This window comes from Stappia sp. (assembly GCF_040110915.1).
Classification (GTDB): domain Bacteria; phylum Pseudomonadota; class Alphaproteobacteria; order Rhizobiales; family Stappiaceae; genus Stappia.
Map to the genome: position 1 here is coordinate 705,208 of NZ_CP157793.1, position 17,094 is coordinate 722,301.

Annotated in this window: 13 protein-coding genes; 8 read left to right on the top strand and 5 right to left on the bottom strand. The window is 68.9% G+C overall.

Features of this window, described 5'->3' with window-relative positions; genetic code table 11:
- Positions 1-100 precede the first annotated feature (100 nt).
- Entirely contained in the window at positions 101-685 is a 585-nt protein-coding gene (locus ABL312_RS03175) for a DUF2585 domain-containing protein (RefSeq protein ID WP_349359931.1), read from the bottom strand.
- A 246-nt stretch (positions 686-931) separates the two neighbouring features.
- On the opposite strand from ABL312_RS03175, the gene ABL312_RS03180 reads away from it, so the two are divergent.
- The 5 genes from ABL312_RS03180 to ABL312_RS03200 all read left to right on the top strand — a co-directional run bounded on the left by ABL312_RS03180 (position 932) and on the right by ABL312_RS03200 (position 6,882).
- Positions 932-2,563 (top strand): peptide chain release factor 3, encoded by a 1,632-nt coding sequence (locus tag ABL312_RS03180; protein ID WP_349359932.1) that lies wholly within the window; start codon positions 932-934, stop codon positions 2,561-2,563.
- A 180-nt stretch (positions 2,564-2,743) separates the two neighbouring features.
- Positions 2,744-3,253 carry an NUDIX hydrolase gene (locus tag ABL312_RS03185; protein WP_349359933.1) on the top strand — a complete coding sequence of 170 codons (510 nt, stop codon included), beginning with the start codon at positions 2,744-2,746 and terminating at the stop codon, positions 3,251-3,253.
- A gap of 79 nt (positions 3,254-3,332) precedes the next feature.
- Positions 3,333-4,817: an inorganic phosphate transporter gene (locus tag ABL312_RS03190; protein WP_349359934.1), complete on the top strand. Its 1,485-nt coding sequence runs from the start codon at positions 3,333-3,335 to the stop codon at positions 4,815-4,817.
- Positions 4,818-4,969: 152 nt separating this feature from the next.
- Positions 4,970-6,328, top strand: coding sequence for a DUF2157 domain-containing protein (locus ABL312_RS03195; RefSeq protein WP_349359935.1), 1,359 nt, complete (start codon positions 4,970-4,972; stop codon positions 6,326-6,328).
- Positions 6,328-6,882, top strand: coding sequence for a GDYXXLXY domain-containing protein (locus ABL312_RS03200; RefSeq protein WP_349359936.1), 555 nt, complete (start codon positions 6,328-6,330; stop codon positions 6,880-6,882). Before ABL312_RS03195 ends, ABL312_RS03200 begins: the two co-directional genes overlap by 1 nt.
- Positions 6,883-6,913: 31 nt before the next feature.
- On the opposite strand, the gene ABL312_RS03205 is transcribed toward ABL312_RS03200, so the two are convergent.
- Both ABL312_RS03205 and ABL312_RS03210 read right to left on the bottom strand, forming a co-directional pair.
- On the bottom strand, positions 6,914-8,737 hold the full coding sequence (locus ABL312_RS03205; protein ID WP_349359937.1) for an ABC-F family ATP-binding cassette domain-containing protein: 1,824 nt from the start codon (positions 8,735-8,737) through the stop codon (positions 6,914-6,916).
- 75 nt (positions 8,738-8,812) lie between these two features.
- Positions 8,813-9,532, bottom strand: a complete 720-nt coding sequence (locus ABL312_RS03210) for a FadR/GntR family transcriptional regulator (protein ID WP_349359938.1) — start codon at positions 9,530-9,532, stop codon at positions 8,813-8,815.
- Positions 9,533-9,738: 206 nt separating this feature from the next.
- Here ABL312_RS03210 and ABL312_RS03215 point away from each other — a divergent pair, with 206 nt between their 5' ends.
- From ABL312_RS03215 to ABL312_RS03225, 3 genes are all read left to right on the top strand, one after another.
- A complete protein-coding gene (locus ABL312_RS03215) occupies positions 9,739-10,479 on the top strand; it encodes a L,D-transpeptidase (RefSeq protein WP_349359939.1) in 741 nt (246 codons plus the stop codon).
- Positions 10,480-10,612: 133 nt separating this feature from the next.
- Positions 10,613-11,992, top strand: a complete 1,380-nt coding sequence (locus tag ABL312_RS03220) for a malonyl-CoA decarboxylase (RefSeq protein ID WP_349359940.1) — start codon at positions 10,613-10,615, stop codon at positions 11,990-11,992.
- Positions 11,989-13,512 carry a malonyl-CoA synthase gene (locus tag ABL312_RS03225; protein WP_349359941.1) on the top strand — a complete coding sequence of 508 codons (1,524 nt, stop codon included), beginning with the start codon at positions 11,989-11,991 and terminating at the stop codon, positions 13,510-13,512. The genes ABL312_RS03220 and ABL312_RS03225 overlap by 4 nt, the downstream gene beginning before the upstream one ends.
- 101 nt (positions 13,513-13,613) lie before the next feature.
- Here the strand turns inward: ABL312_RS03225 and ABL312_RS03230 are convergent, their stop codons facing one another.
- Positions 13,614-14,222 (bottom strand): rhodanese-like domain-containing protein, encoded by a 609-nt coding sequence (locus ABL312_RS03230; RefSeq protein WP_349359942.1) that lies wholly within the window; start codon positions 14,220-14,222, stop codon positions 13,614-13,616.
- Positions 14,223-14,877: 655 nt separating this feature from the next.
- Entirely contained in the window at positions 14,878-16,893 is a 2,016-nt protein-coding gene (locus ABL312_RS03235) for a methyl-accepting chemotaxis protein (RefSeq protein WP_349359943.1), read from the bottom strand.
- Between the last annotated feature and the right edge of the window lie 201 nt (positions 16,894-17,094).

A 17,094-nucleotide genomic window follows, 5' to 3' on the forward strand; every position in this document is an offset into this window, starting at 1 on the left:
GGGCACTGGAGCGAAAGCGCATGGGGAGCGAAAGCGCGCGGACAGTCGCCGCCGCTCCGCTTTCTGTCAAGGGCGCGGGGCGCGCCGGGCGGATGCGTCCTCAGCCCGCCTGCTGCCATTCGCGCACCGCGTCGAGCGGCCACAGCAGCATCAGCACGTTGAGCGTGAGATTGTCGCGGATGACGGCGGCGGCGACGATCTCCAGCGCCAGCCCCAGCGCGACGCTCGCCGCCACCGGCAGGCGCAGCGCCAGCCAGAAGCCGAGGAGCATCCACACGATGTCGAAGACCGAGTTGATCACGCTGTCGCCGATGTAGCCCATTGCGATGGTCACCTCGCGGTAGCGCTCGATGACCGGCGGGCTGTTTTCCACGATCTCCCAGGCGGCCTCGATGACGATTGCCGCGACCGCCCGCCAGCGCAGGGCGAGCGAGGGTGTGAGCAGATGCAGGGCCCAGTAGAACAGCAGGCCGTGGACGATGTGCGAGGGCGTGTACCAGTCGGCGATGTGCTGCGAGTTCTCCGCCGAGGCGACGTCGCCGCTCCACAGTTTCACCGTGCCGCAGGTGCAGATCGGCTCGCGCCCCATGCCGAGCAGGATGACGGCGGTCAGTGCCGTCAGCACCACCCCGGCGAGGATGGCCGTCGTGCGGCTGTGCGGGGAGAGGGCGAAGCGGGAAGCCATGCGGGGATCCTTGCCGGGCATCTGGGACGAGAGGGGCGGGCGCGAGAGGGGCTCGGGCAATCGCGCGCGAGTGTAGCCGCGCCCGGGCGAACCGCAATCCCGCCGGCGCATCGGGCATCGTTGCGCGCGATCACACAAGGCGGCACTGGCATTCGGGGCGGGAAATGAATAGATGTGCGGGCACTGCATCGGCGGGAAACGGCGCGGCACGCCCGTTCGCCGACCCGAATACCTCAAGGAGACGGCATGAGCCTCACCGACACGCAGGCGCCGGCCGCAAACGGCGCCGCGGCGCCTTATCTCACGCGCCGGACCTTCGCGATCATCTCGCACCCGGACGCGGGCAAGACCACGCTGACGGAAAAGCTGCTCCTGTCGGGCGGCGCGATCCGGGCGGCGGGCCAGGTGCGGGCGCGTGGCGAGCGGCGCCGCGCGCGCTCCGACTGGATGAAGATCGAGCAGGAACGCGGCATCTCGGTGTCCTCGTCGGTGATGACCTTCGAGCGCGACGGCATCACCTTCAACCTGCTCGACACGCCGGGCCACGAGGACTTCTCGGAAGACACCTACCGCACGCTGACCGCCGTCGACGCGGCGATCATGGTGATCGACGCGGCCAAGGGCATCGAGACCCAGACGCGCAAGCTCTTCGAGGTGTGCCGGCTGCGCGACATCCCGATCATCACCTTCGTCAACAAGATCGACCGCGAGGGGCGCGATCCGCTGGAGGCGCTGGACGAGATCCAGGAGGCGCTCGCCCTCGACGTGACGCCGATGACCTGGCCGGTCGGCATGGGCTCCGATTTCTTCGGCGTCTACGACTGGCGGGCCAAGCGCTTCATGACGTCGGGCGAGGGGCGCGGCCAGCGCTGCGACACGGTGATCGAGGTCGACGGTCCGCGCGACGACAAACTCACCGACACCGTCTTCGCGCATGTGCTCGACGCGCTGGAGGAAAACGTCGAACTCGGCGCCGACGCCTATCCCGCCTTCGACCGCGAGGCGTTTCTGGAAGGCCACATGACGCCGGTGTTCTTCGGCTCGGCGCTGCGCGATTACGGGGTGGAGGAGATCATTTCCTTCATCGCCGGCTTCGGGCCTGCGCCCCATTCCCAGCCGGCCACCAGCCGCGTCATTCGCCCGGAGGAACCGAAGGTCTCCGGCTTCGTGTTCAAGGTGCAGGCCAACATGGACCCCAAGCACCGCGACCGCATCGCCTTCGTGCGGCTGTGTTCGGGCACCTTCAAGCGGGGCATGAAGCTCAAGCACGTGCGCGCCGGCAAGACCATCGCGGTCTCCGCGCCGATCTTCTTCTTCGCCGAGGAGCGCGAACTCGCCGAAACCGCCTATCCCGGCGATGTGATCGGCGTGCCGAACCACGGACAATTGCGCGTCGGCGACACGCTGACGGAGGGCGAGGAGATCCATGTCACCGGCCTGCCCGCCTTCGCGCCGGAAGTTCTGCGCCGCGTGCGCCTGTCCGACACCATGCGCGTGAAGCAGATGCGCCAGGGGCTTCAGGATCTGGCGGAAGAGGGTCTGGTGCAGATCTTCAAGCCGCAGATCGGCGCCAACTGGATCGTCGGCGTGGTCGGCGTGCTGCAGCTCGATGTGGTGATCGAGCGGCTCAAGGTCGAATACGGCACCGAGATAGGCTTCGACCCGGTGCAGTACAACACCGCGCGCTGGGTGGAATGCGACGACGAGACGACCCTGCGCAAGTTCCTCGACAGCAACCGGGGAAGCCTCGCCCAGGACCGCGACGACCGGCCGGTGTTCCTGTTCAAGAACGCCTGGGAGGTCAACTACATCTCCGAGAAGAACCCGGACATCCGATTCCGTGAAACGCGGGAGATCGTCCACAATCCGGACACTTAGGGCGCATATGCAGGGGGCGGATCCCGCATCCGCCGACCGGAGGCTTTCAGCGAGAGGAAAGGCGCAGTGTGTGCGCCTTTTTATTGCATTCGGCGCGGAATCGGCTTATCTATACAAATCATCGCAGGCGCATTGCGCCGCTTTCCCGACAGTTCCGCACCGCCTGGAGGTCAGGTTTCCTTGGCCATTGCCGACACATATGCCCCGCGTCTGTCCCAGCGTATTTCCCATGCGCTGGAGGCCGCGCGCCTGTGGCTCGGCGGCAAGCCGCCGGCGATCCAGGTGGCGGCGCTGCCGTGGCGGCGCGTGCCCGGCGGGCGGGTCGAGGTGCTGTTGGCGACGAGCCGCGACACCGGACGCTGGGTGTTGCCCAAGGGCTGGCCGAAGAAGGGGCAGAGCCTGAGCGCCACGGCGGCCGAGGAGGCTTGGGAAGAGGCCGGGCTGTCGGGCCGCATCGCCGCCAAGGCGCTTGGAACCTTCGACTATCGCAAGCGGTTGAACAGCGGTCTGCACCGGCGCGTGCGGGTGTCGGTCTTCGCGCTGGCCGTGACCGAGGCGGCCGACGTCTTCCCCGAGAAGGGCGAGCGGACCCTGCAGTGGTTTTCGCCCGAGGAAGCGGCGCGACGGGTGCACGAGCCGCAGCTTGCTGCGCTCTTGCGCAATCCGGCTGTCATCAAGTCCCTGATATGATCGACGCGTCCGTGCGCCGCACCGGCGCGCGCGTGGCTTGGCGGGCACAATCCGGGCGCGGACGATCCGGGCGGGAGCGATGATGGATCTGCGACGCCCCCGCGCACGGGGCACGACGCTCGACAAGGATCTCGACAAGCTCGGCTATGTCGAGGAGGCGACCGCCTTCGTGTCGCGCTCCCTGCTGTCGGTCGGCTTCGGCCTGTTGTTCCTGGTGCTGACGGGCAGTCTCGCCGCGGTCTTCGTGGTGGACAGCCCCCATTGGGTGCTTCTGTCCGCCGCCCTCGTCATCGGCGGCTACATGGCGCTCAACATCGGCGCCAACGATGTCGCCAACAACGTCGGCCCGGCGGTGGGCGCGCGCGTGCTCACCATGACGAGCGCCCTGGCGCTCGCCGCCCTGTGCGAAAGCGCCGGCGCGCTGCTCGCCGGCAGCGAGGTGGTGACCACCATCTCCACCCGCATCGTCGCTCCGGGCGGTTTCGCGACGCCGCTCGACCTCGCCTTCGTGATGCTCGCCGCGCTGGTGGCCGCCGCCTTGTGGATCAATCTGGCGACGGTGATCGGCGCGCCGGTCTCCACCACGCATTCGATCGTCGGCGCCGTCGTCGGCGCGGGTGTTGCCGCCGCCGGTCCGCAGGTGGTCGACTGGTCGACCGTCGGGGCCATTGCCGCGACCTGGGTGATCTCTCCGCTCGCCGGAGCCCTGGCGGCGGCGCTGTTGCTGGCCTTCGTCTCGGCGGTGATCTTCGAGCGGGCGGACCGGCAGGCCGCCGCGCAAGTCTGGCTGCCGGTGCTCTTCGGCGCGATGGCCGGCACCTTCGCCCTCTATCTGGTTCTGGTCGGTCTGCCGCGCGTCGGCGACGAGGTCACGCTCTTGCAGGATGTCGCCATCGCGGGCGTGGCCGCCTTCGGGGCCTGGGCCCTCGCGCGGCCTTGGGTGGTGCGCGCGCTCCGCGATCTTCAGGCGCGGGACCGGGCGCTGAAGCATCTGTTTCGCGTGCCGCTGATCGCGGCGGCCGCCATTCTCTCCTTTGCCCATGGGGCGAACGACGTCGCCAATGCGGTCGGCCCGGTCGCGGCCATCGTGTCGGGGCTGACCGGCGTCGAGGCGGAGGCGGCCGGCGTGCTCTGGCTCCTGCCGGTGCTGCTGGTCGGCGCGCTCGGGATCTCCCTCGGCCTCCTGCTGTTCGGGCCGCGTCTGGTGCATATGGTCGGCGAACGGATCACCCGCCTCAATCCGATGCGGGCCTTTTGCGTGGCGCTCGCCACCGCGGCGACGGTGCTCACCGCCAGCGGAGCGGGCCTGCCGGTCTCCTCCACCCATATTGTCGTCGGCGCGGTGTTCGGCGTCGGCTTCTACCGCGAATGGAACGCGAACCGCAGCCGCCTGCGGCGCTTGCGCGCGGGCCACGGCGGGGCGATGGACCCGGTCGAGGGGCGCCGCCGCCGGCTCGTCCGCCGCGCCCATGTGCTGACCATCGTCTCGGCCTGGTGCATCACCTTTCCTCTGAGCGGCCTGCTGGCCGCCGCGGTCTGGCACCTCTTCGCGCTGGTGCGCTAGAGCAATTTCAGCAAAGGTTGGAGCCTTTGCGCTCGCGAAATTGCGTAAAAACAGAGACATAGCGCATTTCGCGTGATTCAGGTTTCACGAGAAATGCGCTAGAGTGTGACGCGTGCCGCCGACGCCCGCGTGCGAAAAGAAGACCCGTCATCATGTTGCATCGCCCCTATCGCCGTCGTCTGGAGGCCGATCTCGCCCGCTGGGTGGAGAAGGGCTGGATCAGCGCGGAGGCCGCCGCCCGCATCCGGGGGGACGTCGCCGCCGGCACGGGCGCCGACCGGTTTCGCCTGCCGGCGCTGCTCGGCGGGATCGGCGCCATCTGTCTGGCGCTGGCCGTCGTCGCCTTCGTCGCGGCGAACTGGGAGGCGATCCCCCGGCCGGCGAAGCTCGCCGGCATCGCCGGGCTTCTGATCGCCGCGCATGGGGTCGCCGGCTGGAGCGCGACACGAGGTCTCAACCGCATCGCCGATCTGGCGACGCTCTTCGCCACGCTTGTCTTCGTCGCGGGCTTGGCCCTCGTCGGGCAGATGTATCACCTGCCGACCGACTGGGCGGGCGGGGCCATGCTGGTCGTGCTGGGCGCGCTCGCCGCCGCCTGGGGCACGGGCTCGCGCGCATCGCTCGTCGTTGCGGCGCTCGCTTCGCTGGTCTGGCTGGCCTGGCGCGAGGACGTGCCGACGTTCACGCCCGCCGGGCTGCTGATCGCGGGGCTTCTGCTTGCCGCGACCATCGCCCATGTGATCCGCCATCCCTCGCTCGCCGGGCGCTGGGCGGTGCTGGCGCATGCGGGCGGCACCTATGCCTGGCTGGTGGCCGGCGCGCTGCATGGCCGTGCCATCGCGCAGGACGACACGATCGGGTCGGCGGTGCTGCTTGCCCACCTGTCCCTTGCTGCCGCGCTCGCCGTCTGGGGCTACGCGCTTTCGCGCGACGAGCGCCTGTCCGCGCGCGTCGGCGTGGGTCTGCGGGGGCTTGCCGGGGCCGCGATGTATCTCGGCGTGGTGCTGCTGGCGGGCGGCGTGATGGTGACGTTGGTCATTGCCTTTGCACTCGACGCGGCGGAGATCGACGCAGGCGCCGTTCTCACGCTCTGGCCCGTGGTTCTCATGCTGGCAGGGGCCTCCATCGGCGCCGGCTGGCTCGTGGGCAAGGGATCGACGCGCGCGGCCGCTCTCGGCATTGCGGTCGCCGGCCTCGCGGGCCCTGTCGTCGCGCTGGCGCTGGTCGCCGTGCCGGGGCTGATCGTGCTGCATGCGGTGCTGGCACTCGGCGCGATGATCGCCATCGCCATGGCCGGTTCAGGCGCGCATCTCCTGTCCTGGACCCTTATCGGCAATCTCGGCATCGCCGCCGTGCTGCTGTTCCTGCTGCAGGAGACCGTCGGTTCGCTGCTCGGCCAGTCCGTGTTCTTCCTGTTGGCCGGAGTGGTGCTGATCGCCGTCGCGGGGTTGAGCGCGCGGATGGTGAAACGCCGTTCCGCATCGCTCCACGAGCAGGGGGAGGGCGCGTGATGGCGGGCCGGATGTCGTCGCCCTGGCTGCGCTGGGGCCTTGTCGCGGTGCTGCAACTGGCGCTGATCGCGATGCCGCTCGCCGAGCGCTGGTCGGTGCATCTGACCGGCACCGAGGTGACGCTGGCGCTGCGCCCGGTCGACCCGCGCGACTTGCTGCGCGGCGATTACGTGATCCTCAATCCGGAAATCGAGCGCCTGTCGCGCGCGGATCTCGGCGACACCATGCCGGGTCTCTCCGAAGGCGATCGCGTCTGGACGGTGGTCGCGCCCGACGAAGACGGCGTCTGGCGGGCGGACGCGGTCCTGACCATGCCGCCAGAGGACGGGCGCGTGGCGCTGGCCGGACGGGTGTCCGGCCTCTCCGGCGCCGATATCGTGCGGGTCGACTACGGGCTCAACGCGTTCTTCGTGCCGCAGGGCAAGGGCAAGGCGATCGAGGCCATGCCGCGCGAGGATGTGCGTCTGGTGGTCGCGGTGACGGCAGACGGCCGGTCCTCGGCGCTGCGGCTGATGGCCGATGGCGTGGTGCTGCTGCGCGAAACGGCCTTTTGAGGGCATGTTGCCGTGACGGCCGGGGGCGGGGTCAGTCCGCCGCGTCCTCCTCGGCCAGCAGTTCCAGCTCCAGCCAGGTTTCCTCGGCGGTGGCAAGCTGGGCCTGCAGGTCGGTGAGCCGGGTCATCAGCGTGTCGAAGCGCTTCGGATCCTTCGAAAAGAGATCCGGGTCCTCCAGCTCGCCCTGCAGCGTCTCGATCTTCGCCGTCAGCGCGTCGATCTCCTTCGGCAGCGTCTTCAGCTGGTGCTGCTGGGAGAAGGTGAGGCGCGAGGTCTTCTTCGGCTTCGCCGGCGCCTTTTGCGGCTCCGCGCTCGTCTTGGCCTTCGCCTTTGCAGCCGTCGCCTTGCTGGCGCGCGCGGCAACGCCCGCGCCGCGCTGGGCGATCATGTCGGAATAGCCGCCGGCGTATTCGCGCCACAGGCCGTTGCCTTCGGCGAAGACGACCGACGTCGCGACGCGGTCGAGAAAGTCGCGGTCATGGCTGACCACGAGCACGGTGCCGGGATAGTCGGCGAGCATTTCCTGCAGGAGGTCGAGCGTTTCCAGATCCAGATCGTTGGTCGGCTCGTCGAGCACCAGGAGGTTCGAGGGGCGCGCGAGCGCCCGCGCCAGCATCAGCCGGCCCCGTTCGCCGCCCGACAGCGCGCCGACGGGCGTGCGCGCCTGTTCGGGCGCGAACAGGAAGTCCTTCATGTAGGAGACGACATGGCGCGGGCCCGACGACAGCATCACCTGATCGCCACCGCCGCCGGTCAGCACCTCCGACACGGTGTCGTCGTCCTTCAGGCTTTCGCGCGCCTGATCCATGGTGACCATCTCCAGCGCCGAGCCGAGCGTCACCGTGCCCGTGTCGGGCGCCAACTCGCCGGTCAGCAGCTTGAGCAGCGTGGTCTTGCCCGCGCCGTTCGCGCCCACGAGCCCGATCCGGTCGCCGCGCAGGATGCGGATGGAGAAGTCGTTCACCACCGCTCCGGCGCCGAAATCCTTGGAGATGTCCTTTGCCTCGATGACCCGCTTGCCGGAGACCTCCGCCTCGCCGACCGTCAGCTTGACGCTGCCCTGGGGGCCGCGATGCGCTGTCTTCTGGGCGCGCAGGTCCGCAAGCTCGCGCACGCGACGCATGTTGCGCTTGCGCCGGGCGGTGACGCCATAGGTCATCCAGTGTTCCTCGCGCTTGATCTTCTGCGCGAGTTTCTGCTGGTCGCGTTCCTCCTGCTCGTAGACCTCGTCGCGCCAGGCCTCGAAATGGGCGAAGCCCTTGTCGAGCCGGCGCGCCATCCCCCGGTCGATCCACACGGTGGCGCGGGTGAGATCGGCGAGAAACCGCCGGTCGTGGCTGATGAGAACCAGCGCCGACTTCATACCGGAAAGCTCCCCTTCGAGCCATTCGATGGCCGGCAGGTCGAGGTGGTTCGTCGGTTCGTCGAGCAGCAGGATGTCGGGTTCGGGCGCCAGCGTGCGGGCGAGCGCGGCGCGCCGCTTCTCGCCGCCGGACAGCGTTGTCGGGTCCTCCGTGCCGGTGAGACCCAGCACCTCCAGCAGATATTGCGCGCGATAGGGATCGTCGCCCGGCGCCAGCCCGCCGCTGGCATAGTCGAGCACGCTCTTGCTGGCCGACAGGTCCGGTTCCTGCGGCAGGTAGCGGATGGTGCGGCCTGGCTGCACGAAGCGCTCGCCCGCGTCGGCCTCGATCAGCCCGGCCGCGATCTTGAGCAGCGTCGACTTGCCCGAGCCGTTGCGGCCGACGAGACCGATCCGGTCGCCTTCGCCGACTTGCAGTTCGGCCGAGGTGAGCAGCGGCGTGCCGCCGAAGGTCAGCGCGATGTCGCGCAGGTGCAAAAGGGGAGGAGCCATGGGCGAGAGGTGTACCGCAAATGGCCGCGCCGTCAATCGGCGATCGTCGCGGCCGGATCGTGCGGGTGCGACGGCTCAGGACAGCGCGTCGGCCTCGTCGAGAAGCCGGTGGGTGATCCCCATCAGCGCCCGCATCTCGCTGCGGGCGGCGTCCGGGTCGCGCGCCTCGATGGCGGCCAGCACGCGGCCGTGCTGGTCGAGCGCGATCGGGTCGCTGACCCGCGGGTCGGAGGTGATGGTGATCGAGGCGCGCAGCGCGCTCTCGATGCAGGCGCCGAGCCCGGACAGCATGGCGTTGCGGGTGGCGGCGAGGATCAGCCGATGGAAGCGCACGTCCGCGTCCAGCGTTTCGCGGGTGCGCTTTCCGTCGGCCACGCCCATGCCGTCGAGCGCGGCGCGCATCTCGGCGATTTCCGCGTCGCTCGCATGGGTCGCGGCAAGGGCGGCGGCTTCCGGCTCCACCATCTCGCGGATGCCGACGAGCTCCGACAGAATCTGTGCCTGCGGCACGACCTTCTGTCGCCAGGCGAGCATCTGGCTGTCCAGATAGTTCCAGTCGACCTCGGGACGCACGCTGGTGCCATGCTTGGGGCGCGAGGAGATCAGCCCCTTGCCGACGAGGATCTGCAGGGCCTCGCGCAGGCAGGTGCGGCTGACGCCGAGCGTGTTCAGCAGGTCCGCTTCCGTCGGCAGCGTGGTGCCGGAGGGATAGGTCCCGTCGAGAATGCGCAGGGCGAGGGTCTCGGCGACGGCGGACTTGAGGTTGCCGCGAAGGGGAGGGCTTGAGGCCGGCATGATGGGGTCTGGGATCTTCGTTTGCGAGCGTTGCGGATACGGGTTGCCTCAAGGCATCCGCCATCGGGCGCGCCAAATCAAGGAAAACACGCTCTTGGGAGCCTTCCGCGCAGGAATGAAGTCGCCCGCGCGAGCCCTCTCGCACAGGCGCCAAAGATCGGGTACAAGTCGGTCGGTTCGGGGCGTGTGAGGTTCGGGAGTAACGCATGGCATCGACTGGCCAGACAACGTTTGAGCGAAGCGAGGACGCGGCGACCGCGCGGGGGCGGCTGACGCGGCGCGGCTTTCTGATCGGCGCGCCGCTGGTGCTTGCCGCCTGTCAGGCCGGTGGCGGCGTGGCCACGGTCGGCCTGCACGACCAGCCGGATCTGCCGGGTGAGGATTTCGACTATGCCGCCGCCTATGCGGCGACCACCGACTACGATTTCAAGGTGCCGGCGGTTCCCTACAGGAATTTCGACCGCAAGTACTGGCGGCAGGTCGTCGACTACGAGACGCGGGTCAGCCCCGGGACCATCGTCGTCGATCCCTATTCCAAGTTCCTGTACTGGACGCTGCCGGGCGGCAAGGCGCTGCGCTACGGCATCGGCGTCGGCCGGGCGGGGTTCGCCTGGAGCGGCGACGCGCAGGTGCGCATGAAGCGGGTCTGGCCGATCTGGCGCCCTCCGCGCGACATGATCGCCCGCAATCCGGCGTTGGAGAAATACTGGAAGGACGGCTACCCGCGCGGGCCGCAGAACCCGCTCGGCGCCCGCGCCATGGACCTGTGGGAAGGCGCGGTCGACACGCTCTACCGCATCCACGGCACGAAACAGCCGTCGAGCATCGGCCGCAATGTCTCCTCCGGCTGCATCCGCATGTGGAATCAGGACATCATGGATCTGTTCCAGCGCGTGCCGCTGCGCACCAAGGTGAAGGTGCTGGACAAGGCGCCGGAAAGCGCCTGACCCCCCGATCCCGCAGAGCCGGGCAGTGGCGGCGTCCGGTCGCCGCGCCCGGCTCCGGTCTCACCCCCGCGCCGCGAGGCCCTGTCCGCGTCGCGGGATGCGCACCCGCTCCGCTTGTCACAGGATCCTTGCAATGAACCGCTCAAGTTTCTTCAACGATCTTCTGTCCTCGATCGCCGAGCAGGGCCGGCATCTGCTGGATCTCAGGCGCGAGCGGGCGCCGAACGGGCGGGCGCTGGGCGATCTGTGCGAGGCGCTTCTGTCGGGGCGCGGCGAGGCCTCGGGCGTGGCGCTGGCGCGCGACGTGCTGACGAGCTACGCGGCGCTGCCGGAGGAGGAACGCGCGGCCTTCTTCGAGGAGTTGCGCGGGCGTTTCGGCGCCGACCGCGACAAGGTGCGCGCGGCCGCCGAGGCCGTGCTGGAAGACCCCGAGGACGAAACCCGGCTCAAGCAATTGCACGAGGTCAGCGAGCCGCGCCGCCAGGAGCTGATCCGCCGGCTCAATCTGGCGCCCGGCGGAACCTCGGCGCTCGTCGCCATGCGCAAGGATCTCCTCGCCTGCCTGCGCGACCGGCCCGACCTCAAGGTGGTGGACCGCGACTTCGAACATCTCTTCGCCTCCTGGTTCAATCGCGGCTTTCTGGTCATGCAGCGGATCGACTGGTCGACGCCGGCGGTGATCCTGGAGCGGATCATCCGCTATGAGGCGGTGCACGAGATCCGCGACTGGAACGACCTGCGCCGGCGCATCGACCTGCCCGACCGCCGGCTCTATGCGTTCTTCCATCCCGCGCTGGTGGACGATCCGGTGATCTTCGTCGAGGTGGCGCTGACCCGCGCGCTGGCCGAGGGCATCCCGCCGATCCTGGCCGAGGAGCGCGTGGAACTCGCCGAGCGCGAGGCGACGACAGCGGTGTTTTACTCCATCTCCAACTGCCAGATGGGCTTGCGCGGCATTTCCTTCGGCAACTTCCTGATCAAGCAGGTGGTGGAGGAATTGCGCCGCGACCTGCCGAACCTGAAGACCTTCGTCACCCTGTCGCCGCTGCCGGGCTTCCGGCCCTGGCTGGAGGCGGCACTCGCGGCCGGCGACGAGACCGTGCTCGGCGCGCTGACCGACGAGCGGCGCGCGATGTTGAACGAGATGGCCGGGAGCGGCGCGAGCGATCAGGCGCCGGACGAGGATCTCAAGGAGCCGCTGCGCGCGCTTTGCGCCCATTACCTGATGCGCGAGAAGAAGGCCGCCCGGCGTCCGCTCGATCCCGTCGCCCGCTTTCACCTGGGCAACGGCGCGCGGCTGGAGCGCATCAACTGGAACGCCGATCCCTCGCCCAACGGGCGCCGCCAGTCCTATGGGCTGATGGTCAACTACCTCTACGATCTCGGCGACATCGAGAAGAACCACGAGGCCTTCGCCGCAAGCGGCGCGGTCGCCGCGGCGAGCGCCGTCACGCGGCTGCTGAAGGCCGTGCCCGAACCCAAGACCAAACCCGTTTCGGATGCCGTTGCATGAGTGCCGACAACCACCTGTTTTCCCAGATCCGGTCCGCCATCCGCGACGAGGCGGCCGCCTTTCTCCAGACGCCGGAGGGCGAAACGCTGAGCTATGGCGACATGATCGCCCGCTCCGCCGCCCATGCCAACACGCTGGTCGGGCTCGGCGTGAAGCCGGGCGACCGCGTCGCGGTGCAGGTGGAGAAATCGGCCGAGGCCCTGATGCTCTATCTTGGGACGGTGCGCGCGGGCGCGGTGTTCCTGCCGCTCAACTCCGCCTACACGCCGGCCGAGGTCGATTACTTCCTGGGCGATGCCGAACCCGCCCTGCTTGTCTGCGATCCCGCCTCCGTCGCGGCGCTTGAGCCGATCGCGGCGAAGACCGGCGCGCGGGTCGCGACGCTCGACGCGGCCGGGCAGGGCAGCCTCGCCGAGGCGGTCGACGCCGCCGCGACGATCTTCGAGGATGTGGCGCGCGGGCCCGACGATCTCGCCGCGATCCTCTACACCTCCGGCACCACCGGGCGCTCCAAGGGCGCGATGCTGAGCCACGAGAATCTGGCCTCCAACGCGCGCGTGCTGGTCGACACTTGGCGGTTCACCGCCGACGATGTGCTGCTGCACGCGCTGCCGATCTTCCACACGCACGGGCTCTTCGTCGCCACCAATGTGACGCTGCTGGCCGGCGGATCGATGCTGTTCCTGCCGAAGTTCGATCTCGACGCGATCCTGCGCCTGTTGCCGAAGGTGAGCGCGATGATGGGCGTGCCGACCTTCTACTCCCGCCTTCTGGGGGCGGAGGCTTTCACGCGGGAGCTGGTGGCGCACATGCGACTCTTCGTGTCCGGCTCGGCGCCGCTCTCGGCGGAAGTGCACAAGGCGTTTTCCGCGCGCACGGGCCACGCGATCCTCGAGCGCTACGGCATGACCGAGACCAACATGAACACCTCCAACCCCTATGACGGCGACCGGCGCCCCGGCACCGTCGGTTTTCCGCTGCCGGGGGTGGCGTTGCGCATCGCCGACGCGGAGACGGGCGAGATCCTGCCTCACGGCGAGGTCGGCGTCATCGAGGTGCGCGGGCCCAACGTCTTCCAGGGCTACTGGCGCATGCCGGAAAAGACCGCGGCGGAGTTTCGCGCCGACGGCTTCTTCATCACCGGCGACATGGGCCGCATCGACGAGCGCGGCTATGTGTCAATCGTGGGCCGGGCGAAGGACCTGATCATCACGGGCGGATTCAACGTCTATCCGGCCGAGGTGGAGGCCGCCATCGACGAGATCGAGGGCGTCGCGGAAAGCGCCGTCATCGGCGTGCCGCATGCCGATTTCGGGGAAGGGGTCGTGGCCGTCGTCGCCCCGCACAAGGGCGTGACGCTGGAGCCTGAGGGGATTACCGCTCCGCTGGCCGACACGCTGGCGAAGTTCAAGCAGCCGAAACAGGTCTTCGTGCTTCCCGAGCTGCCGCGCAACACCATGGGCAAGATCCAGAAAACGGTGCTGCGCGAGCAGTTCAAGGACGCCTTCACCTCTTCCTGAGGCGTATCCCGCAACGTTGCCCGGTTCTGGCCACGCCTCCGCCGACGGTCCGCGGCCGGGGAGCGACAGGCGAGGGGGCGACAGGCGAGGGGTTTGCGCGATCAGAACAGGTTTTCGACCGTGGTCAGGCCCATCACCGTCCAGCTTTGCATGCCGCCGCGATAATAGTGGATCTTCTCGGCCGGAAAGCCCTGGCGGACCATGGCCTTGATCGCTTGCGGGCTCTGTCCGCAGGCCGGCCCGTTGCAGAAGGCGAAGACCTCCAGCGCGCCGGAGCACTCCCACGCTCCTTCCGCGCCCGTGCAGCCGAGTTCGTCGAGCCGCATCGAAACTTCCGTGTAGGGAATGTGGATCGAGCCCGGGATCGTCGCCTTGGTGCGCCACTCCATCGTGCGCATGTCGACGACGCGGGCGCCCTCGTCCTGCAGCGCGGCGAGCACCTCCAGCTCGCCGGCCGGACGGACGCCGGGAACCGGCACGATCTCCTGAAGCACGCCGCCGATCAGCTGCGTGTCGTTGCGATGCCGGGTGATCTCGACCGGGCCGTCTTCGGTTTCGACGGTGACCGACGTCAGGTCGGGGCCGATGGGCAGGGCGTCGTCCGCCGCCGCCGAGAGGGTGAGGGCACCGCCCAGCACAAGGCCCGGCGCGAGGCTTCGCGCGACTCCGCGCGCGAAGACAAGGGCGAGACGGCTAAGCGGCGAGATCATGCGCATGACGGTTCCTCCCGTAAGGGTCGCGTCGCAGGCGCGACCTGTTGTCACATGCATGATTTCGAATATGACGGAGATGCGCAAGCGGGATTTTGCAATCGCCCGTGTTCGCGCCGGCTGTTCCCGATCCCCGTTCGCCATGGCGCCACCCGGTAGGACGCCGGCGCAGGCACCATGCTGACACGCTTTGCCCCGCGTCGTCCTGGTTGGCGTGTGGTGGAAAACCGGGATTGGCGCGCCTCGGGGATCCGGCATCCGGACACCGAAGCTCCGGGCCTCCCCGATCCCGCATCTCCGGCGTCGCCTGCGTGCGGGATGAGGCGGGAACGGTCGCGAGACCGCTCCCACATCCGCGTCAGTCCGGGCAAGTGTCAGCGCGACCCGGAACCGGGGAGCCCTGGAGGCAGCGGGTCTGGCCCCGGGCCTCCCCGGACTCGGGACGCCGGAAAGGGGACGCCGGACTGCGAACGCCGGACTGGGAACGCCGGACTGGGGACGCGCGACGGTGCTCCCGCCCCGCAGTTCCCGCTCCGGAACTCCCGCCCCGCAGCTCTGGCCGTGCCGTCGCGCGGGACGACGCGTGGAACCGGTGGGGGCGGCAGGAGCGCCGCTTCGCCCTCGGTGTCGGACGGTCCGCGACGGACCTTCGCTGTCAGGCGACGCCCGTGCGTCCGCGCATCACGCGGATGCCGGCCCGGTTGCCGTCGGCCCACACCGCCTCGCCGATGATCTCCTCGCCGTTGTGAATGAGCTTGATCGGCTTGCCGACATCCTCGGCCGACAGGCCCGTGACCCCGACGCCGCCGCGCGACAGGTCGGTGATCTGGACCGTCTTGGTGCCCGACTTGGTGTAGGCGACCGCCGTGCCATAGTCGTTGCGTTCGCGGTGGTCGCGGCGCCGGTCGGCGTCCTTGAGATCCGTTTCGAGCGCGAGCGACAGCTCGTTGAGCGTGCCGATGACCGTATGGCTTGCCTCTTCCAGCTCGCTCAGCCGGGCGCTGGCCGTGAGGGTGTCGCCGGCGCGATGGGCCGCCAGTGCCTCTTTCGCCGCCGCATGCACCCGCTTGTGCGGCTCCTTGAGGGCGCGATAGGCCGGATGGGCGCGGATTTCCGCGTTCTCGATGGCGTCGTACCACTTGCCGAGACGGCAGCCGTGATGATCGGGCACGTCCTGCGCCGCCCAGTCGTCGCGCCCGAGCACCGTGTCGACGACCCGCTTCTTGAACAGCACGTGGTCGATCTTGGCCATCTCGCACAGCGAGCGGTTCGATCCGGCGTTGAACCAGGAGCGCGCATCGGCGGAGAAGCGGTCGTTGCTCTCCTGCAGCACCATGTTCATGGTGCGCAACTGGCCTTCGTTCTCCACCGCCATGTCGGCGACGCCGGTGATCGAACGGGCGATCTCCTGGCTCGCTTCCTTCTGCTGCTGAAGGATCGAGGAGATGTCCTGCATGCGGCCCGACACCTCGGCGATCTGCATGCCGACGGTCTGCATGCGCTCGTTGGCGTCGAGGATCGTCTGCTGGCCGCGGTCGACCGCCTGGCGCGAGCCGGCGATGGACTCCTGCGTGGTGACCATGCCCGCCTTCAGCGCGTCGATCCGCCGGGCGATGTCCTCGGTCGCCTTCGCCGCCTGGGTCGCCAGGCTCTTCACCTCGTTGGCGACGACGGCAAACCCCTTGCCGGCCTCGCCGGCCCGCGCCGCCTCGATGGTGGCGTTGAGGGCGAGCAGATTGGTTTGGTTGGCGATGCTCTCGATCACGCCCAGGAACTCGCCGATCTGATCCGAGGCCCGGTGCAGCTCCGCGAGATTGGCGGAGCTTTCTTCCGACGCGGTGGCGATGTCGCTCATGCGCATCGACACGTCCTGCATGGCCTGAAGCCCGGCGCTCACCGCCTCGCGCGTCGTGTCCGCCTGGGAGGCGGCGCTGTCGCTGTTGGCCGCGATCTGCTCCACCGAGGCCACCAGCTGCGCGGCGGCGGAGGAAATCGCCTGGCCGTTCTGGGTGGCGAGATGCGTGTTGTGCGACAGCGTCGCCATGCTGATGGCGACCCGGTTGATATCGGCCACCGTGTTGGCGAGGCCGCGCAGGCTCATGATTTCCTGTTCCTGGCGCTGTCGTTCGCTGCGCTGCTTGACGACGCCGTTCTCATAGGCATCGTAGGACAGGATCAGGTCGAGGAACACGCGCCCCACCAGCGCCCGGATCGCGCCGTCGAGCTTGCCCGGCGAAAAGCGGTACTTGCGCACGATGACGGGCAGCGTTTCCGACAGCAGGCGGCCGTAGGAGGCGAGGTACCAGGAGGCGTCCAGCCCGATGCGCACATGCGCCTCGCCGATCTTCAGCGCCCGCGCCTCGAACTCCAGATCCGGCGAATTGGAAAAGATGTAGTCCCAATGGCGGGTCTGGGCGGATTTCAGATGCGGCACGCGCTTTTTCGGGTCGCCGAGCTTGTCGGCGATCTCGGGCGTCGCCTGCACCGCGTCGTAGAACCCGTCGAGGATGTCCGGCATCGCGGGCTTGAGCGCGCTCCACAGGGCGCTCAGTTCGCGCGGGTCCGTGGTATCGTCCCCGAGAAAGGTGGAAATGGCATCGGTCAGATGGTTTGTGGACGAGACAGGCTCGGCCTCGGCGGAACGGCGGGTGTCAGCTGCGTGCACGGTCATCGAAATTTCCTCGTGATTATGCGATCAAGCTGCCGCCGAACGGTGAAAATTTGCCTAAAAATCGAGCGATTGCTCGCCTGTTCAGAAGGACTTGATCGTCGCCGCGGGCCGGCGCGGACGCGCGCCGTCCGCCGCTTTGTCTGCACGGTGCGAATCGACGATACTGCCGCCACTCAAGCAACCTGAAGCCTGGCCGGTCCG